Origin of the sequence: Isoptericola sp. b408, from assembly GCF_030588085.1 — a bacterium.
Classification (GTDB): Bacteria; Actinomycetota; Actinomycetes; order Actinomycetales; family Cellulomonadaceae; genus Isoptericola; species Isoptericola sediminis.
Genome location: NZ_JAUQYQ010000004.1, coordinates 356,554 through 376,177, shown reverse-complemented (window position 1 = coordinate 376,177; position 19,624 = coordinate 356,554). Strand labels below are relative to the sequence as shown.

The window sequence follows — 19,624 nt, the reverse complement described above, 5'->3', positions numbered from 1 at the left end:
GTCGGCTCAGTACCAGTTGTTCGCCTGGGAGTGGCTCCAGGCACCGCACGGCGTGCCGTAGCGGCCGGCGATGTAGTCCAGGCCCCAGGCGATCTGGGTGGCCGGGTTGGTCTGCCAGTCGCCGCCGTGCGAGGACATCTTGCCGCCGGGCAGCGCCTGCGGGATGCCGTAGGCACCCGAGGACGGGTTGGACGCGGTGTGCGACCAGTTGGACTCCTTGGTCCACAGCGACTCCAGGCAGGTCCACTGCGAGCCGGTCCAGCCGCGCTCGGCGGCCATCTGCTGACCGATCGACCGGTTCGACCCGGAGTAGGACGATCCCGAGCTCGACGAACCCGAGCTCGACGAGCTGGAGCTCGACGACGTCGCGGGCTCCGGCGCGGGCTCGGGCTCCGGCTCCGGACGCTCCTTGGTGCCCTGGACCAGCACGCGGGTCTTCGGCTTCTTGGTGACCTCGGAGCTGATCTTCTCGCTCGAGACCTTCTCGCCGTCGATCGTGGTGACCTCGCGGACGATGGTGCGCACCCCGTCGCGGCCCTTCTTCTTGACCTTGCGGTCGAGGTCCTCGTACCGGCCGTCGTCCTGGACGACCTTGACGTCCCGCTCGATCTTCTTGGTCTTCTCGACCCGCTCGACCTCGAGGCGCTCGACGACGGCGGCCACGTCGGGCATCTCGACGCCCTCGGGCAGCTTCTTGGCCTTGACGCCGGCGGTCGCGGCGTCGGTGACGGTGACGATGTCGTCGGAGTCGATCTCGACGTCGGCGGCGCCGAGCACGGCGTCCAGCTCGTCGGAACCGTCCACGACCTCGATCTCGTCGTCGGCCACGACGGCGACGTCCTCGCCGGCGTGCACGTCCAGCGGCAGCGCCGCACGGTCAGCGGAGCGCGAGGCGACGAGGCGGACCTCGCTGCCACGCTGGCTCAGCAGGTTCAGGGCCTCGTTGGCGTCGGCGGCGTTGATCCAGGTGGACGACTCCTTGCCGTCGACCTCGACGTCCACCTGCTTGCCGGTGCGCACGACGATGTCGCTCCCGTCGCGCAGCGCCGCGGCGGTGGACGGCGCCACGACGTCGCGCTCGCCGAGGTCGACACCCTGCTCGTCGAGCAGTCCGTCGACGTCGCCGGCGAAGGTGCCGACCGAACGGGTCTCCCCGTCGACGTCCAGCGTCACGGTCTTGTGGGCCTGCGAGACGCCCACGGCGGAACCGACACCGAGGGCGAGGGCGCCGACGGTGAACGAGGCGATGAGGGTGCGCCGACGACGGACGCGGTGCGTCCGGGTCACGGCTCGGGTCTCAGCCGTGGTCGGCTGCGGCTCGATGTTCTCGGGCACGGAGGTCATACAGCTCCAAGGTGAGTGCGTGGGGCCGGCCCCCTGCGGGCCGTGCATGTCGACAGCTCTGGACGGTCGGTCCTGACGGCGTGGACTCGCCCGGTCGGAACGACGCGGCGGCCACCGTAACCATTCCGTGATCCGTGGCAAGAGGACGTAGGTCACATCGGGGCAGCGGGCACACGGCTTTCACACGCCCCGCACACCCCCGTTCCCCCACCGTCAGATCCGAGGCTCCGTCATCTCCCGGGTGACCGCCGAGACGGGACCGCCCGGAGACGGGCACGAGGGTCGAACCGGCCCGGCTGCGGGGACGGAGGACGCGGCGAAGCGGCCGGCAGGCCCGGACCGCGTCGTCATCCCCGAAGTGGAGCGCCCCCTGGGGCGCGTGAACGCGACGTGGTCCGGGCCTGCCGGCCGCGGCTCAACCGGTCAGAGCAGACCGAGCTTCGCGGCGCAGTGCGGCCACTGGCCCCACCCGGCCCGCGACTGCAGGATCTGCGCCCGCTTCGTCTGCTCGGCGGCCGACGCGTCGGACGGCAGCCCGGTACCGCCCACCGCCTGCCAGGTGGACAGCGAGAACTGGTACATCCCGTAGTACCCGTTGCCGGTGTTCGTCGTCGGGTCACCGCCGGACTCGCACTCCGCGAGCGCGGCCCACACGGAGCCGGAGGGCGCGGACCCGCCGGACGTGGAACCGGACGACGAGGAGGACGAGGTGGAACCGGACGAGGAGGACGACGAGCTGCTGGACTCGGTCGGCTGCGGAGCAGGTTCGGGAGCGGGACGCTCCTTGGTGCCCTTGACGACGACGCGATCCACCGGCTTCGTCGTGACCTTGTTCGACACCTTCTCGCGCTTCGTCACCTCGCCGTCGACCCGGGTGACCCGCCAGGTGATGGTGCGCTCGCCCGGCCGGCCCTGCGTGGCCACGGTCGAGCCCTGGTCGGCGTAGCGGTCGGGGTCGGTCTTCGTGACGGTGTCGAAGTCGATCTTCTTGGTCCGCACGACCTTCTCGGTGTCGACGATCTGCACGACGACCCGCACGGACGGTTCGCCGGCGCGCGGCGGGTCGACCTGCTCGACGTGCACGCGGTCGTCGGCGTCGATCTCGACGCCCTCGGCGGCGAGCAGCTCGGCCAGGGTGACCGCACCGTCGTCGACCACCGACGACTTGCCGCCGACGACGAGCGTCACGGGCTGGTCGGCGTCGAGGCGGATCGGCAGCACGGCGCGCTCCGCGGAGCGCGACGGCAGCAGCCGGATCTGCTCGGCACGGTCGGCGAGCTCCTCCAGCGCCTCGTCGGCGTCGAGGGCGGCGACCCAGACGTCCTCCCGCTCGCCGTCGGCCTCGACCGTCAGCTCGCGGCCGTACCGGACCTCGACGACGGTGCCGTCACGCAGCTCGTCGTCGACGGCGGGGGTCACCTCGTCGTTGTCGCCGACGCGGACGCCCTCTTCCGCCAGCACGTCGTCGACGGTGTCGGCGTAGGTCGTGACGGTGGTGAGGCGGCCGTCGACGTCGATGGTGACGTCCTTGCGCAGCTGCTCGACCACGGCCGCGGAGACCCCGCCGGCCACGACCAGGCTGAGCGTCGCCACGACGGCCACGAGCGGCCACCGGCGGCGTCGACGACGGGTGGCCGCCGCATCGGCGGGCGGCTCGCCACCGCTGCCGGCGGACGAGGAGTGAACGGCAACCGGCTCGGTCGAGGGAGTCACGGAGTCGAAAGGAGAGGCCTGCATGGCGGTCCAGACGTCGTGCGGTCCGGGTTCGACGACGGTTACCCCGGCGCGAGCGGTCGGGTCCGGGTCGGTCCGGCGATCGCGACGACCGTAACCGCATCGTGATCTTCGACCAACCGTGCTCATGGTAAGAATGGCCGGTTGCGGACGCCTATGACCGAAAAATTCCGCCCCCGGGTGTTACCGATGTCACACGGTTCAGTACCAGCCGACGGTCATCGAGTGGTCCCAGGCCTCGCACGGGGTGCCGTAGCGGCCGGTGATGTAGTCCAGGCCCCAGATGATCTGCGTGGTGGGATTCGTCTGCCAGTCCGACCCCGCCGACTGCATCTTCGAACCGGGCAGCGCCTGCGGGATGCCGTACGCCCCGCTGGACGGGTTCTCGGCGTTCCAGCGCCAGCCGGACTCCTTCTCCCAGAGCTGGTCCAGGCAGATGAACTGGTCGTCGCCCCAACCGCGCTCGGCCACGAGCGACCGCGCGACGGCCTTCGCCGAGGAGGGGTCGACCTGCATGTCGGCGATGTCGAGGGTGCCCACCAGCACGACCTCCGTCACGGGCTCCACCGTGACCGTGCGCTCCACGACGGTGCGCTCCACCTCGGTCCCGTCGATCGTGCGCACCTCGTAGGTCGTCACACGCTCCCCCGGCACACCGCGGGTCTGCACGATCTCGCGCCCCCGAGGCAGCTCGTCGGACTCGACGGTCTCCGTCTCGAACGGGACCACCTCGGTGACGACGTCCGAGGCCGACTGGCCCCGGTGCACCACCACCACCATGCCGTCGACGGCCGCGGCCCCGAGGGGCACCGACGTGCCGTCCTGGGCGGCGAGCGTGATCCCCACCTCGTCGAGCACCTCGCGCACGGTGGCCTGCGTGGTGCGCAGCGGGAGCACGGCGCCGTCGACGGAGACGTGGACGGTCTTGAGCGTCGAGACCCGGACCGGCGAGCGCCCCAGCAGGTCGCTGCGCGACGCCGTCGTGACCGCCCCCTCGCCGCGGGGACCGAGGGCGGCGAGGAGCTCTCCCACGGTGTGGGCCGTCGTCGGGAACGTCACCGTCTCTCCGTCGATCTCCATCGTGACGTCCCTGCTGGTGCGCACCACGACCTCGCCGTCGTCCGGCGCCGAGGCCGACAGCGCGGGCTGGACCAGGTCGTCCGGTCCGGGCGTGATCCCGTGGAACGCCAGGACGTCGGCGACCGTGTCACCGTAGCCGTCGACCGTGCGGACCTGACCGTCGACGTCCAGGGTGATCTCCGCGTGGGCGTCCACGACGCCGGCCGTCCCGACGGCGACCGCGGCCACGACGACGCCACGCGTGACGAGGCCTGCGGCGGCGGGCAGCGGGCCACGCCGCCCCACGAAGGGTGCCCGGGTACGCCGACGACGGGGCTCTGCCCGTCGATTCGTCCTGTTCGTCGCCACTGTCACCGCACAGTAGTGGACCGCCCGCCGGGCACGGAAGCGGTCACCAGGATCCGTACACCCGCTCGGAGTTCTCGGACAGGGCGCGGCAGAGCTCCTCCAGCGGCCGGTCGAGGACCTCCGCCATCGCCCGCACCGTGTGCCCGGCGACGTAGGGCGCGTTGGGGCGGCCGCGGTACGGGTGCGGCGGCAGGTAGGGCGCGTCGGTCTCGACCAGGACGAGCTCGAGCGGCACGGTGCGCAGGGCCTCGCGCAGGTGGTCGTTCCTCGGGTAGGTCACCGGCCCGGCGAACGAGAGGTACCACCCGTGCTCGGCGGCCAGCGCCGCCATCTGCTCGTCGCCGGAGTAGCAGTGGAAGACCGTGCGGTCCGGGGCGCCGTCGGCGAGCAGGACCTCGATCACCTGCTCGTGGGCGTCCCGGTCGTGGATCTGCAGCGCGAGCCCCAGCTCCTTGGCCAGCGCGACGTGCGCGCGGAAGGACTCCCGCTGGGCGACCTCGCCCTGCGGGCCCGTGCGGAACAGGTCCATCCCGGTCTCGCCGACCGCCCGCACGCGCGGGTTGGCCCGCGCGACCTCGGCCACCCGGGCCACGGCGTCGTCGAGCGACGTCGCGTGGTGCGGCCGGGGCGACGGCTCCAGCCCGTCGGGACCGACCTCGCGGACCCCGGCGTGCAGCACGGCCTCGTTGGGGTGGATCGCCACGGCCCCCAGCAGCCGCGACCCGTGCTCCGGGTCGCGCAGCAGGGCGTCGGTCCACGCGATCGACGGCAGCTCGCAGCCGACCTGCACCAGCCGGTCGACACCGACCGCCGCGGCACGCTCGAGATGGTCGGCGACGGTGGGGACCGGGCCGCCGTCGAGGGCGCGCTCGTCGAGCACGTCCTCGATGGCGTCGAGGTGGGTGTGGTTGTCGACCACGGCGACGGGCAGGGCCTCCGGGTCCGGCGGGAAGCCCCGTTCGCGCTTGCGTCCCATCAGGCCTTCTCGCGCAGGCGTTCCAGCTCCTCCTCGACGATGGAGTCGTCGAGCTTGGTGAACACCGGGGTGGGCTTGCCGATCGGGGTGCCGGGCCGCACCGGCACGGACTCCCAGGCGGGGAACCGGTAGGCGCCGTCGTGGTTGCCGGTGATGACCGGGTAGTGGCGCGTGTCGTCGTCGAGGTCGGTGACCTCCTGGAGCGACGGCTGCGGCGCGAACTCGCCGGTCCCGCCCAGCACCTCGTGCACGGACTGGGCCGAGTGCGGCAGGAACGGTGCGAGCAGCGTGTTGCAGTCGCTGACCGCCTGGGTGGTGGTGTGCAGCACGGTGGACAGCCGGTCCGGGTCCGTCTTGAGCTTCCACGGCTGGGTCTCCGAGACGTACCGGTTGACCTCGCCCACGACCCGCATCGCCTCCGCGATCGCGGCACGCTGCCGGTTGGACTCGATGAGGGAACCGATCTTGCCGAACGCCTGACCGGTGGTGGCGAGCACCTCCCGGTCGACGTCGGCCTGCTCGCCGGCGGCCGGGATCTCCCCGAAGTTCTTGTGCACCATCGACGCGGTGCGGTTGACCAGGTTCCCCCAGCCGGCGACCAGCTCGTCGTTGGTGCGGCGCAGGAACCCGTCCCAGGTGAAGTCGACGTCCTGGTTCTCCGGGCCGGCGGCGGCCACGTAGTAGCGGAACGCGTCGGGCTGGTAGCGCGCCAGCATGTCGCGCACGTAGATGACCACGCCGCGCGAGGAGGAGAACTTCTGGCCCTCGACGTTGAGGAACTCGCTGGAGACGACCTCGGTGGGCAGCTGGAGGGACCCGTACGGGCCGGGCGACCCCCCGTGCGAGCCGCCGCCGTCGTACCCGAGCAGCTCGGCCGGCCAGATCTGCGAGTGGAAGGTGATGTTGTCCTTGCCCATGAAGTAGTACGACCGGGCGTCCGGGTTGGTCCACCAGTCACGCCAGGCCTCGGGCGTGCCCCGGCGGCGGGCCCACTCGATGGAGCTGGACAGGTAGCCGATGACGGCGTCGAACCAGACGTACAGGCGCTTGTTCGGGTTGTCCTGCCACCCGTCGAGCGGCACGGGGATGCCCCAGTCGATGTCGCGCGTCATGGCGCGCGGGCGGACGTCGTCGAGCAGGTTGCGGCTGAAGTTCAGCACGTTCTGCCGCCACCCGGTGCGCGTCTCGAGCCAGGAGGCGAGCGCGTCGACGAAGGCCGGCAGGTCGAGGAAGAAGTGGTTCGACTCGACGAACTTCGGCGTCTCGCCGTTGATGCGGCTGCGGGGGTTCTTCAGGTCGATCGGGTCGAGCTGGTTGCCGCAGTTGTCGCACTGGTCGCCGCGCGCCCCGTCGTAGCCGCAGATCGGGCAGGTGCCCTCGATGAAACGGTCGGGCAGCGTGCGGCCGGTCGACGGCGAGATGGCACCCATCGTCGACTTCTCGACCATGTAGCCGTTCTGGTGGACGGTGCGGAACATCTCCTGCACGACGGCGTAGTGGTTGCGCGTCGTGGTGCGGGTGAACAGGTCGTAGCTGAGGCCGAGCGAGGTCAGGTCCTCGACGATCACGCGGTTGTACCGGTCGGCAAGCTCTTGCGGGGTCACGCCCTCCTGCTCGGCCTGGACCAGGATCGGGGTGCCGTGCTCGTCCGTGCCGGACACCATCAGCACGTCGTGACCCGCCATCCGCATGTGCCGGCTGAAGACGTCGGAGGGAACGCCGAAGCCGGCGACGTGGCCGATGTGCCGCGGACCGTTGGCATAGGGCCATGCCACGGCCGAGAGGATGTGGGTCATGGCCCGAATCCTACTGGCCGGGCCGCCCGGAGGCCGTCGCGTCTCACCGGCCGCCCGCCCGTCGGGACGGCCTCACGGGTTGCGAACGGTGGCAGAGTGGAGACATGAGCACGCGAGCACTCCTCGTCGTCGACGTCCAGCCGACGTTCTGCGAGGGCGGCGAGCTCCCGGTCGACGGGGGCCACCGCGTCGCGCAGGACGTGGCCTCCTACGTCGCCGCCCACCGTGACCGCTACGACCTGGTCGTCACCACGCAGGACTGGCACATCGACCCCGGCGAGCACTTCAGCGACGACCCGGACTTCGTGAACTCCTGGCCGGTGCACGGTGTCGCGGAGTCGGAGAACGCCCGGCTGCACCCGGCCCTCGCCGACCTCGACGCCGACGTGACGATCACCAAGGGCCAGTACCACCACGGCTACTCCGGCTTCGACGGGACCGACGCCGACGGGCGCTCCCTGGAGCGGGTGCTGCGCGAGGCGGACGTCGACGCCGTCGACGTCGTCGGCCTGGCCGAGTCGCACTGCGTGAAGCACACCGCGCTGGACGCCGTCCGGTCGGGGTTCGCCACCACCGTGCTGACCGACCTCACCGCGCCGGTCTCGACGGAGCTGGGCGAGCAGGCGCGCCGGGAGCTGGCGGCCGCCGGGGTGGAGCTGACGCCCTCGACCCGCTGACCCCGGGACAAGGGTCACGACCCGCGGGTCAGGGCGACCCGCCGCGAGTCAGGGCGACCCGCCGCGAGTCAGGGCCCCGGGCGCGTGCCCGTCCTCCGGCGTGCCCCGGCACTCCCGTCGCGCTACGTTGCGAAGACGTCGACTCCGGAGGTCCCGATGCCGCTGCCCCCGCCCCCTGCCGGTTGGGCCCGCTACCTCCTCAAGAGCAGGTTCGGCGTGGGCCGCGACTTCGCCGTCCTCGACCCGGACACCGGCGAGCAGTCCTGGTTCGTCGACGGCAAGGTCGGCATGCGGCCGCGGGCAGACATCCAGGACGGCGACGGCCAGGTGGTGTACACCGTCACCGGCAAGATGTTCGGCATCCCCAAGCACATGACGATCTCCGGGGCCGACGGCACCGAGATCGCCTCGCTGCACGCCAAGATGTTCTCGCCCATCAAGGACCGCATGTCCATGGAGGTGCCCGGGAGCGAGCCCTGGAGCCTCGAGGGGTCGTTCATCGAGAAGAACTACTCGGTCACCGTCGGCGGTCGGCACGTCGTGCAGATCACCCAGAAGTGGGTGACCATCCGCGACGCCTACACCCTCGACGTCGTGGACGGCGTGGACGTCGGGCTGGCGCTGGCCGTCGTGTGGGCGATCGACCGCTGGGTCGAACGGGACTGACCCGCGGCGCCCCGTCCTGAGTCGCGCCGGGTCGCCCTGAGTCGCGCCGGGATGCCCTGACCCGCCGGAGGGGTCAGCGGGCGGGCCGAGCCGCCAGCGCGGCCTCGTAGAGGTCGCGCTTGGAGACCCCGGCGGCCGCCGCGACCTCGGACACGACGCTCTTGAGCCGTTCCCCGGCGTCGACCCGCTCCTGGACGCGCGGCACGAGCACGTCGAGGCCGGGAGCCTCCGGCGCCGGCGCCCCGCCGACGACGACGCAGATCTCGCCGCGCAGCCCCTGTCCGGCCGCGGCCCGCTCCGCCGCGAGCGCCGCCAGCTCCCCGAGCGGCCCGCGCAGCACCTCCTCGTAGACCTTCGTCAGCTCGCGGCAGACGGCCCCCGGACGCTCGGCGCCGAAGGCGTCCGCCATGGCGGCCAGGGTGTCGACGATGCGGTGCGGCGACTCGAAGAACACCATCGTGCGTCGCTCGCCGGCCAGGTCGCCGAGCCAGCGCGACCGGTCACCGGTCTTGCGCGGGACGAAGCCGTCGAACGTGAAACGGTCCGTGGGCAGCCCGGACAGCGCCAGCGCGGTGAGCACGGCGGAGGCACCGGGCGCCGACGTGACGGCCAGTCCCCGCTCGACGGCCCGGGCGACCAACCGGAATCCGGGGTCGGACACCGCCGGCATCCCGGCGTCCGTGACGACCAGGACGGTGCCGCCGTCGGCGACGACGTCGAGCAGGTCGTCGGCACGCTCGCGCTCGTTGTGCTCGTGGTACGACACGACGCGCCCGCCGACCTCGACGCCGAGCCGACCGGCCAGGGCGTGCAGGCGCCGCGTGTCCTCGGCGGCGACGACGTCGGCCTCGGAGAGCAGGCGCAGCAGTCGCGGTGAGGCGTCCTCGACGTTGCCGATCGGGGTGGCGGCCAGCACGACGGACCCGGCCTCGGGGACACGACTCATGGGGACAACTGTCCCACGGGGCGTCGTCGACCCCCTAGAGTGACCGAGGTGAGCGCCCACGATCCCGACGCCCCCGCCCACACCGGAGTGCCGCCGGAGGAAGACCCGACGGGGTCGCCGAACCGCCAGTACCCGTCCCGTCGCGAGATCCACGGGCACGACCGCCGCACCAACACCCGCGGCATCCCCGCGGTGACGGGAGCACTCCGGGCGCTGACCGGGTCCACGCCCGCGGTCAACGGCGAGGGGCGGGCCACGTCCGCGCCCGACGCCGCGGCGTCCGCGCCCGCCGACCCTCCGGCCCGCCGGCCCGAGACCGGCATGACGCCGGCCGCCGAGAGCCGCGCGGCAGCCGCGGTCGCGACCGTCACCACGGTGTCGGCGACGGCCGACCCGGCCCGGGACGACCACCCGGACGACGCCGCGCAGGGCACGACGGACGGTGCCGAGAGCGGCACGGAGCGGGCTCTCCTCGTCCGGCTGCTGGGCGAACGGCGCCTGGGCCTCGGCGCGACGTGGTCGGCCCGTCTCCACGGCTGGGTGGGGGCCGTCCTGGTCACCCTCGTGGCCGCGGTCGCCCGGCTGTGGGAGCTCGGACGGCCCGGCGCGCTGGTCTTCGACGAGACGTACTACGTCAAGGACGCCTACACCCTGGGCAGCTCGGGCACCGAGCGGCAGTGGCCGGACGACCCGAACGCCGCCTTCGAGGCCGGCGACGTCGACACCTACCTGGACCAGGCCGCCTACGTCGTCCACCCGCCGGTGGGCAAGTGGATGATGTGGCTGGGCATGGAGGCCGGCGGCGGGGCGGCGAACCCCTTCGCGTGGCGTCTGGCCTCGGCCGTCGTCGGCATCCTGGCGGTGCTGCTGCTCGTCCGGATCGCACGGCGGCTGTTCGCCTCGACGACGATGGGCCTGGTCGCCGGGTTCCTGCTGGCGATCGACGGGCAGGCGATCGTGCACTCGCGCACCGCCCTGCTCGACCAGTTCCTCATGTTCTGGGTGCTCGTCGCCTTCGGCTGCCTGCTGCTGGACCGGGAGTGGGCCCGCCGCCGCCTGGCGACACGGGTGGCGGCCGTCCTGGACGCCGGCGGCACGGTGGACAAGTACGGGCCGCGGCTCGGGATGCGCTGGTGGCGGCTGGCGGCCGGCGTCTCGCTGGGCCTGGCGTGCGGCGTGAAGTGGTCGGGGCTGTGGTTCGTCGCGGCGTTCGGGCTGCTCACCGTCCTGTGGGACGTCACGGCCCGACGTCGGGCCGGGATCGGTCGATGGCTCGAGGACTCGGCGCTCGCCGACGCCGTCCCGGCGTTCCTGCAGATCGTCCCGGTCGCGGCGCTGACCTACGTGGCCTCGTGGTGGCGGTGGATCGCCGGCTCGGAGGGCTACTACCGCGACTGGGCCGCGGAGAACCCCGAACAGGCCGTCTCCTGGCTGCCCGACTGGATGGCGAGCCTGTGGCACTACCACCAGCAGGTGTTCCAGTTCCACACCACGCTGGACGCGGAGCACGCCTACGCGGCGGGCCCGCTGGGCTGGATCGTGCAGTGGCGTCCGACGTCCTTCTACTGGGACCGGCTCGGTGCGGGCGACGGCGCCTGCCCGGCGGGCACGGACGGCGGCTGCGCGGTCGCGGTCACGGCGCTGGGCAACCCGCTGCTCTGGTACCTGGCCGCGATCGCGCTGGTGGTCACGGTCGCCCTGGGGATCTGGCTGCGCGACTGGCGTGCGCTGGCGGTGATCTCCGGGACGATCGCCGGCTGGCTGCCGTGGTTCCTGTACGCGGACCGCACGATCTTCACCTTCTACACGATCGTCTTCACGCCGTTCGTCGTCATGACGCTGGTCTACCCGATGGTCGTCGCGCTCGAACGCACCCGATGGCGTCAGGGCAAGGGCGGCACCGCCGCGTTGATCGCGGTCGTGGTGCTGCTCATCACCCTGGTGTCGGTCGCGTTCTACCCGTTCTGGTCGGCGATGGCGGTGCCGTACGACTACTGGCGCGAGATCATCCGCTTCCAGAACTGGATCTGACCCGAGGTCGCTCCGGGTCCTACCAGGCGACCTGCGGGGTGGGGTGGAACGCCCAGCCCGCAGCCGTCCAGGACGGCGCCGACGCGGCCGTGCGGGCCGTGAACCCGTCGAAGTCCTTCCGCTCCGGGGCCGTCCAGGCGACCTCGGCGACGGCGCCCAGCCGCGGCAGCAGCATGGAGAACAGCTCGTCCCGGGTGGTGAGGGTCTCGGTCCAGATCGCGGCCGACACACCCTCGACGGCGGACGCCGGCAGCCCGTCGATCACCGCGGTGGGCTCCCACTCGTAGGCGTCGCGCAGCTCCACGTGGCCGGCCCACTCCAGCCCGAGGGGGTGCTCGGCGGTGTACTTCATGTCCAGGTAGGCGTGGTCGCCCGGTGACATGACGAAGCGGGCCCCCGCCTCGGCCGCCGCGACGAACCGGTCGAGGTCCTCGCCCCGGGGCTCCCAGTACTGCAGCAGCATGCCGGGCTCGACCGGGCCGCGCGCCCCCTCCTGCCAGAAGATCGGCGTCTTGCCGTGCTCGCGCACGATCCGTGCGGCGAGCTCGACGAACCGCGCGAACTCCGCGACCTCCATGGTCAGCACCTCGTCACCGCCGACGTGCACCCACGGCCCGCGGGTCATGCGCGCCAGGTCACCGATGACGTCGCGCAGGAACGGTTCGGTGGCGGGGTTGTCGAACCACAGGCGCGAGAACCCGACCTCGATGCCGTCGTAGGCGTCGGTCGGCACCCCGTCGGACGTCAGCGCGCCGTAGACGTGGGTGGCGGCGTTGACGTGCCCGGGCATGTCGAACTCGGGCACGATCGTCACGTGGCGCGCCGCGGCGTACTCCTGCAGCGCCTGGTAGTCGTCCACGGTCAGGCGGCCGGCCGGGCCGCCGCCGACCTGGTGGTCGGCGGCCCTCTCCAGCTCCGGACGGGAGGGGATCTCGATGCGCCAGCCCTGGTCGTCGGTCAGGTGCAGGTGCAGCACGCGCAGCTTGAACGAGGCGACGAGGTCGACGACGGCGCGGAGGTCGTCGGGGCCGAACCAGTGGCGCACGACGTCCAGGCTCAGGCCGCGCCAGGCGTAGCGCGGTGCGTCGTGCACGACGACGGGGGCCACGACGGGTGCGCCGCCCGTGGCGGGGTGCGTCACGAGCTGGCGCAGCGTGCGGGCGGCGTGCAGGAGGCCGACGGGCGCGGCGGCGGTGGCACGGATCTCGCCCTCGCCGACCCGCAGCGTGTACCGCTCCTCGGCGTCCGAGCCGTCCGGACCGGCGGCCGGGTCGACCTGCAGCGTGAAGGGCACGGCACGTCCCTCCGCCGGGTCGTCGGACACCGGGACGCCGGCGGCCTCGACCTGCTCGGCGACCAGCGCGGCCACGGCGGGGTCGGGGGTGTCGACGCGGATCGCGGGGACGGCGACGGGGTCGTCACCGGTCCCGGCGACGTCGGTGGGCCACGGGATGAGGGGCAGCAGCATGGGTCTCCAGTCGGGCCCGGCCGGTCAGGAACCGGTCACGAGCAACGGGGCGGGGTCCGTCGGCACGAGCTCCACGGAGCGGTAGTACTCGGGCTCCGGGCCCGCCCAGCCGGCGTGCACCCCGTCGGGCAGGCCGTCGGTCACGCGCCCCCACACCCACTCGGTCGTGGTGAGACCACCGGTCCGGTCGGCGGCGACGACGAGCTCGACCGCCTCGGTGCCGGCGGCCGTCCGGCCGAGCTGGTCACGGTCGACGACGGACTCCGGTCGCGTCTGGTGCAGGACCACCATCGTCGGGGGTAGACCGTGATTAGTTACCACCCCTTCAATATAGCGGACCACGTCCTCCACCTCGGCCGCCGACACCTGTCCGGGAGGCTGCTCGCCGTCGGAACGCCGGTCCTCCGGGTGCAGCATCACCCCCACCCCCGGCCTCGCGAGCAGGTCCTCCAGCGGCTCGACCTCCTCACGCAGGGTGGACATGCCGGCCCCCACGTCGAGCAGGACGAACTGGCCGGCGTCCCGGGCCGCGTCCACCAGGGGTTCCAGCTCGGCCGGCGGCTCCTCGGCCACCCAGTCGCCGTCCTCCCCCTCGTGGCCGGCCGCCGCGCTGGCCTGCACGACGACCGTCGGGACGACCGGCCCGCCCTCCAGGCCGGCGTAGGTGTCGGCCGCGGCCGCCGCCGCGTCGACCACCGCCGCCGGCTCGTCACGCCGACCGCCCTCGACGCTCACGTACCGCGCCGGCAGCAGCTGCTGCGTCCCGGTCGGCAGCAGCTCGCCGCGTTCGGCCGCGGCCACCCGCCACGCGAACTCCTCCGCGCTGCCGAAGGTCGGCCCCACCCCGACGACGGCCAGCGCCTGGACGGAGTCCACGTGCTCGATGACCTCCGGGGCACCGGCGATGTCCCCGCCCGGCACCTCGTGGTCGACGGCGCCCGCGGCGCGCAGGGTGGCGATCGCGGCCTCCTGGCCGGGACGCGGGTCGGTCAGGGCGAGCACCTCGGTCAGGCGCGCGGCGGGTGAGGACGCGGGGGACGGCCGACCGTCCGCCAGCGCCGCGTCGACACGGTCACGCAGCTCCTGCTCCTCGTCCTCGGACAGCGGCTCGACGCCGGGGTCGCTCCCCGGCAGCAGCGCGGGGGTCTCCAGGGTGACCACCTCGACACCGGCCGCTCGGGCCGCCTCCGCCGCCAGCGGCTCGGGCGAGGCGCTCTCCGCCTCCCCCGGGTCGGCGCCCGGACGGACCACGACGGCGACCCGGGCGCCCAGGCGGTCCAGCTCGTCGGACACCCCGCGGTCGGACACCGCTCCCCCGACGAGCAGCGCCGGGGCACCGAGACTCTCGGCGGCCGCGGCGTGCAGGGCCCGGACGGCCCCGTCCGGCAGGTCCGCCCCGGACCCGGCCACGACGGCGACCGGCGACCGCTCGAAGATCTGCTGGCTCGCCGTCAGCGCGAGCTCCGCCGGGTCGGGCGAGTCGAGCAGCACCGTCGAGGCCGGCTCGCGGACCACGGTCCGCACCGCCGGGCCGTCGGACGGCTGCGGGCTCACCTCGTCCCCGCACGCACCGGCGAGCAGCACGACGGTCAGGGTCGACAGGACGAATCGGGCTTTCCGTGCAGGCACCAGAACATCTTCGCGTATCCGGCGCCCCCGGGTCGACAGCACCCGGTGGATCGGCTCAGACCAGCGGCGGCGCGGACGTGCTCGCGGCGCCGGCCCGCCGCTCGCGACGCGGGAGGAGCGAAGGCGCCGCCGAGGGGGTCGGCGGCGTCACCGCGGGCGCACCCGACGACGTCGTGGTCGGGGCGGGTGACGGCGACCCCGGGCCGTCCGGCACGGCGGGGACGCCGTCGCGCGACCCCAGGTCCCGCGCGAGCCGCGACTCCGCCTCGACGACGAGCTCGTCCGGCGACCCGGCGCCCGCGACGGACCAGACCACCGCCGACCGCAGGTCCGGCCGGACCGGCAGGTCGTCGCCGGGCTCGGTCAGCCGTGCCAGCACGAGCCGACGCAGCTGGTCCGCCGAGGCCGCGGCGTGCACGTCGTCCATCGCCGGGAGGGTGGCGAGCACGGCGAAGCGGTCGCCGTCGACGCGGCCGGGCTCGCACCCGCGGGGCAGCCCGGTGCGCAGCCGCTGCGCGAGCGCCGTCAGCACGTCGTCGCCGACCTGCAGCCCGTGCAGGGCGTTGAGGCCCCCCATGCCGCGCACGTCGACGAGCACGAGCGCCACGCGCAGGGCCGACCCCCGGACCAGCTCGCAGCGCCGTGACAACGAGTGGTACGTCGCACCGCGGGTGGGCAGCCGGGTGTGGGGGTCCTGCGTGGACCGGTCGGCCAGCGCCGCGACGAGGGCTCGCATGAGGTCCGCCGTCGCGGCGGTGGCCCAGTGCGACCCGGCCACCAGGACGTCGTCGTACCGGTGCGCCTCGTCGCGTTCCATCGCGCGGGTGGCGACCGTCGAGACGGAGTCCTCGGGCGAGACCGTCATCGGGGACCAGTCGGTCACGGACGCGACGGGGCGTCGCTCCAGCACGGCCCGGCCGTAGCCCAGCCGGCCCGTCAGCGCCGCCGTCAGACCGGCTCGCACCACGAGCCCCGTGCGGGACCCGCCGTCGTCGTCCTGCACGGCGACGCACGTCACCTCGGGACTGCGGAACATGACCTCGAGCTGCCCCACGGGCATCGAGGAGCCGACCACGGTGACGGGCCGGGCGAGGTCGGCGACGATGCCGGCCAGCCGGGCACCGCCCCGGACCTGTCGGTGGCGGGCGACCTCTGTGATCTCGTCGTGCACGATCGTGAGCATCGCAGCCGCGGAGGCGCGGCGGGGGCGAGGTCGCTGAGTCTTCCGGCAGTGTTCACCGTCGTTCATCCACCGGTCAGGTGGCGGCTCGTCGTCCGCCGGCCCCGACGCGGCGTCCGCCGGCGGTCAGGCCAGGGTGAGGAACAGCTTCTCGAGCTCCTCGGCGGTGAGCCCGTCCTCGGCCTCGGCCGTGCCGTCCGGGTCGTTGACGCACTCGCGCATCGCCGTGGAGACGATGACGAAGCCCGCCCGGTCGAGCGCGGTCGAGACGGCGGCGAGCTGGGTGACCACGTCGCGGCAGCTGCCGCCGTCCTCGACGGCGGAGATGACGCCGTCGAGCTGGCCCCGGGCACGCTTGAGGCGGTTGAGGATGCGGCGCTGGGTCTGCGGGTCGGCAGTGATCATCGGACGGTTCGCTCCTGGTCGACGGGTGCCGCCGGACACGAGGACGCCCCGGGGCGGACGTCAGGATACGTCCACCCCGGGGCGTTCCGGGAGGCCCCGTCCCGGACGGGCCGGGACGGGGCGGGTGGCGGCCGGGTGGCGTCAGTGCGCCGCGACCCGGCTGCGCACGGGGCACCGGGTGCCCGCCAGGCGGCACGCCACCGCGGCGACCGCGACCACGCCGGCGACGACGGCGACCACGAGGCCCCCGACGCCCGGCAGCTCCTGCACCAGGACGAACACACCCATCACGAGGACGAAGTATCCGAACCCGCGGCGCAGCGCCGCCTCGGGCACCCGGCTGCTCAGCCGGGCTCCGACGAGGGAGCCGACCACGGCCGCGACCGTGACGGCCGCGACGAGACCCCAGTCCAGGGACACCGAGGTGAGGTAGCCCGCCAGGCCGGCGAACGACTTCATCCCGATGACCAGCAGGGAGGTCCCGACCGCCACCGACATCGGCAGCCCGCCGAGGAGGACGAGCGCGGGGACGACCAGGAAGCCGCCCCCGGCCCCGACCAGACCCGTGACGAGCCCGACGACGAGCCCGTCGACGATGGTCCGGCCGACCTTCAGCGTGCCGTCGTGCTCGGGCGCCCGGCCGTTGCGGCGACCGCGGATCATGGCGGCCGCCGTCGCGATCATCATGGCCGCGAAGGCGATCATGAGGATCGTGCCGGGGACGTGCCCGCCGACGAGACCGCCGGCGAAGGCACCCGCCATCCCGGCCGCACCGAACAGCAGGCCGGTGCGCCACTGGACGTTGCCGCGGCGGGCGTGGGCCAGCATGCTGGTCACCGACGTCACACCGACCACCAGCAACGAGGCGGCGATGGCCTCCTTGGGCGGGAAGCCGGCGACGTAGGTCAGCAGCGGGACGGTGAGGATGGAGCCTCCCCCGCCCAGCAGGCCGAGGGAGATGCCCACCACGACCGCCAGCAGGAGCACGGCCACTGTCGTGATGTCCACGATCGTCCCCCGCCGCTCAGGCGGCCCGGGCCGAGACGGCCTGCGGCGCCACCGGGATGGACCGGATGGTGTTCTCGACCGTCGGGCTGACCTCGGTGCGGTTCCACGGCGCCTTGGACAGCGCCGCGGCCATCGCGCAGGAGTCGGACAGGGCCGAGTACGTCAGCCCGGCACCGATCGCGCCGGCGAGGAAGCCGACGCGCGGGTGGATCAGCTTGCTGCCGACGAACCCGGCGAGCACGAGCGAGCCCGCGACCATCCGGACCTGGCGGTCCATGGCCCAGCGCTGGGTGCCGCGCACCACGGCGCCGCCGGCGGACTCGAACGCGGAGATCCCGCCGGCCAGCACCTCGGCGCTGGCCAGGCCGACCGCGGAGAGCCGGTCCTGCGCCTGCCCGGCACGGACGCCGGACTGGCACACCAGCACCACGCGGCCGCCGAGGCGGTCGGCGAGGTCGTGGGTGTGCTCGGACAGCAGCGGCAGCGGCACGTTGTACGAGCCGCGGATGTGCACGGTCTCGAACTCGGCCGGGGTGCGGACGTCGATGATGGTCAGCTCGTCGTCGGCCAGGCGCTGCTTCAGCTCGCCGGGCTCGATCGTGGTGACGGTGGCGGTGGAAGCCATCGGTGAGGTGGTGCCTTTCGTCAGGGGGTGGGGGACGTGCGTCGAGGACGGGGCGTGGGTCGCCGGGGCGGTCACGCGGGCTGCGCGACGCGCTGGGAGCCGCGCCAGGCGGTCCAGCCCGCGTAGCTGCCCTCGAGCTCGACCACGTCGTAGCCGGCACGGCGCAGCGCGCTCGCGGTCACGGCGTTGCGCACGCCGGACTGGCAGTACGTGACGATCGTGCCCTCGTCGGGCAGCTGGTCGAGGTTCCACAGCACACGGCCGCCGCTGAGCTGCTTCGAGCCCGGGATGTGGCCGTCGGCGTGCTCGGTCTTGTTGCGGACGTCGAGCACCAGCGTGGCGTCGAAGGACTCCAGCTCGGCCGGGGAGATCGTCCGCGGCGTGGTCATCGGCAGGCCGTCGAGCTCGGGGGTGAACCCGGCCACGGTGTCGATGCCGACGCGGACCAGGTGGTCACGCATCTCCTCGGCGTACGCCTGGTCCTCGGCCAGCAGGATCAGCGGCCGGTTCTCCTTCTCCGGGTCGTAGACCCAGGCGCCGTAGCTGGCCGCCTTGGCGATCCCGGGGACGTTGAGGCTGCGGGCGACGGTCCCGGCGTGCACGGCGTGCTGGTCGCGGGTGTCGACGAAGATCACCTCGTCCGCCTCGAGACGGCGGGCGAGGTCGTCGTTGGCCATCCGGCCGAGCGGGGCCAGGGGGCCGAGCAGCGCCGGACCGTCCTTGTTCTCGCGCTTCATCCGCCCGAAGTAGGCGTGGGCGTCGGGCTGCCCGTCCAGCAGCTCGTCGATGAAGCCCTGCTCGTCGTTGTCGCGCAGGTACGGCGCCCACCAGGCGTTCAGGCGCTCGTAGCCGACCGTGGTGGAGGGCAGGGCGCCGAGGGCCTTGCCGCAGGCGCTGCCGGCACCGTGGGCCGGGAAGACCTGGACGTGGTCGCCCAGGGTCAGGAACTCGTCGCGCAGCGAGGCGAAGAGCTGGCGAGCACCCTCGAACCGGGTGTCGACGCCGCCCGCGGCCTCGTCGAGCAGGTCGGGACGGCCGAGGTCGCCGGCGAAGACGAAGTCGCCGGTGAGCGCGTAGCCGGGGGCGTCGCTGAAGGCACCGTCGGTCACGAGCATCGCGAGGTGCTCGGGGGTGTGGCCCGGCGTGTGGCGCGCCTCGATGGTGATGTTGCCGATCCTGATGGTGTCGCCGTGGTACAGGCGGTTGGCCTCGAAGCCGTACTGCCAGTCCTGGCCGCCCTCGCCGGAGACGTAGATGTCGGCACCGGTGGTGGCCGCCAGCTCCCGCGTGCCGGAGAGGTAGTCGGCGTGGATGTGCGTCTCGGTCACGGCCACGATCTGCATGCCGTGCCGCTGGGCGAGGTCGAGGTACTCGGCGACGTCGCGACGGGCGTCGACGACGACCGCCTCGCCCTTGGCCTGGCACCCGATGAAGTAGCTCGCCTGGGCGAGGTCCTCGTCGTAGATCCGTTCGAGCAGCATGGGAAGTGTCTCCTTGAGGTCGGTTCCGCAATGCGTTGACCCCAGTCTGACGCATACCCCCTAGGGTATTCAAGTCACACCCCCCGGGGTATGCGTCACTCTCGACCCTACTGCCCCTGAGCAGCCCCGACGACCTGGTGCGCAGCACCCGGCCGGAACCACCCCGGGAACCTCGGCGACACCGCACCCGGACACACGTCGGGGCCCCTCCGAGCGCTCGGAGGGGCCCC

Annotated in this window: 16 protein-coding genes; 3 read left to right on the top strand and 13 right to left on the bottom strand. The window is 73.3% G+C overall.

Annotated features, from left to right (window positions below):
* Positions 1–6: 6 nt before the first annotated feature.
* From Q6347_RS13235 to metG, 5 genes are all read right to left on the bottom strand, one after another.
* Complete coding sequence (locus Q6347_RS13235) at positions 7–1,344, bottom strand: ubiquitin-like domain-containing protein (protein WP_304607592.1); 1,338 nt, start codon at positions 1,342–1,344, stop codon at positions 7–9.
* A 423-nt stretch (positions 1,345–1,767) separates the two neighbouring features.
* The gene (locus Q6347_RS13230) at positions 1,768–3,057 is read right to left on the bottom strand and encodes a resuscitation-promoting factor (protein WP_304607591.1); all 1,290 of its coding nucleotides are present in this window, start codon (positions 3,055–3,057) and stop codon (positions 1,768–1,770) included.
* 222 nt (positions 3,058–3,279) lie between these two features.
* Positions 3,280–4,443 carry a ubiquitin-like domain-containing protein gene (locus tag Q6347_RS13225; protein ID WP_304607590.1) on the bottom strand — a complete coding sequence of 388 codons (1,164 nt, stop codon included), beginning with the start codon at positions 4,441–4,443 and terminating at the stop codon, positions 3,280–3,282.
* Between the two features lie 106 nt (positions 4,444–4,549).
* Positions 4,550–5,482 (bottom strand): TatD family hydrolase, encoded by a 933-nt coding sequence (locus tag Q6347_RS13220; protein WP_304603223.1) that lies wholly within the window; start codon positions 5,480–5,482, stop codon positions 4,550–4,552.
* Positions 5,482–7,278, bottom strand: coding sequence for a methionine--tRNA ligase (gene metG, locus Q6347_RS13215; RefSeq protein WP_304607589.1), 1,797 nt, complete (start codon positions 7,276–7,278; stop codon positions 5,482–5,484). Before metG ends, Q6347_RS13220 begins: the two co-directional genes overlap by 1 nt.
* A gap of 104 nt (positions 7,279–7,382) precedes the next feature.
* Here metG and Q6347_RS13210 point away from each other — a divergent pair, with 104 nt between their 5' ends.
* Both Q6347_RS13210 and Q6347_RS13205 read left to right on the top strand, forming a co-directional pair.
* Positions 7,383–7,955, top strand: coding sequence for an isochorismatase family protein (locus Q6347_RS13210; protein WP_304603221.1), 573 nt, complete (start codon positions 7,383–7,385; stop codon positions 7,953–7,955).
* 156 nt (positions 7,956–8,111) lie between these two features.
* A complete protein-coding gene (locus Q6347_RS13205; protein WP_304603220.1) occupies positions 8,112–8,621 on the top strand; it encodes an LURP-one-related/scramblase family protein in 510 nt (169 codons plus the stop codon).
* A gap of 73 nt (positions 8,622–8,694) precedes the next feature.
* Here the strand turns inward: Q6347_RS13205 and rsmI are convergent, their stop codons facing one another.
* Positions 8,695–9,567 (bottom strand): 16S rRNA (cytidine(1402)-2'-O)-methyltransferase, encoded by an 873-nt coding sequence (gene rsmI / locus Q6347_RS13200; protein ID WP_304607588.1) that lies wholly within the window; start codon positions 9,565–9,567, stop codon positions 8,695–8,697.
* Positions 9,568–9,615: 48 nt separating this feature from the next.
* Between rsmI and Q6347_RS13195 the strand changes: the two genes are divergently transcribed.
* A complete protein-coding gene (locus tag Q6347_RS13195) occupies positions 9,616–11,598 on the top strand; it encodes a dolichyl-phosphate-mannose--protein mannosyltransferase (RefSeq protein WP_304603218.1) in 1,983 nt (660 codons plus the stop codon).
* Between the two features lie 19 nt (positions 11,599–11,617).
* Here Q6347_RS13195 and Q6347_RS13190 read toward each other — a convergent pair whose 3' ends face one another.
* The 7 genes from Q6347_RS13190 to Q6347_RS13160 all read right to left on the bottom strand — a co-directional run bounded on the left by Q6347_RS13190 (position 11,618) and on the right by Q6347_RS13160 (position 19,394).
* Complete coding sequence (locus Q6347_RS13190) at positions 11,618–13,066, bottom strand: family 20 glycosylhydrolase (RefSeq protein WP_304607587.1); 1,449 nt, start codon at positions 13,064–13,066, stop codon at positions 11,618–11,620.
* Between the two features lie 24 nt (positions 13,067–13,090).
* On the bottom strand, positions 13,091–14,695 hold the full coding sequence (locus Q6347_RS13185) for a hypothetical protein (protein ID WP_304607586.1): 1,605 nt from the start codon (positions 14,693–14,695) through the stop codon (positions 13,091–13,093).
* A 55-nt stretch (positions 14,696–14,750) separates the two neighbouring features.
* Positions 14,751–15,866 carry a GGDEF domain-containing protein gene (locus tag Q6347_RS13180; RefSeq protein WP_304607585.1) on the bottom strand — a complete coding sequence of 372 codons (1,116 nt, stop codon included), beginning with the start codon at positions 15,864–15,866 and terminating at the stop codon, positions 14,751–14,753.
* A 135-nt stretch (positions 15,867–16,001) separates the two neighbouring features.
* Complete coding sequence (locus Q6347_RS13175) at positions 16,002–16,280, bottom strand: metal-sensitive transcriptional regulator (protein WP_171247119.1); 279 nt, start codon at positions 16,278–16,280, stop codon at positions 16,002–16,004.
* A 141-nt stretch (positions 16,281–16,421) separates the two neighbouring features.
* Complete coding sequence (locus Q6347_RS13170; RefSeq protein ID WP_304603214.1) at positions 16,422–17,288, bottom strand: sulfite exporter TauE/SafE family protein; 867 nt, start codon at positions 17,286–17,288, stop codon at positions 16,422–16,424.
* Between the two features lie 16 nt (positions 17,289–17,304).
* A complete protein-coding gene (locus tag Q6347_RS13165; protein WP_304603213.1) occupies positions 17,305–17,913 on the bottom strand; it encodes a rhodanese-like domain-containing protein in 609 nt (202 codons plus the stop codon).
* Positions 17,914–17,984: 71 nt separating this feature from the next.
* Positions 17,985–19,394: a rhodanese-like domain-containing protein gene (locus Q6347_RS13160; RefSeq protein WP_304603212.1), complete on the bottom strand. Its 1,410-nt coding sequence runs from the start codon at positions 19,392–19,394 to the stop codon at positions 17,985–17,987.
* Positions 19,395–19,624 lie beyond the last annotated feature (230 nt).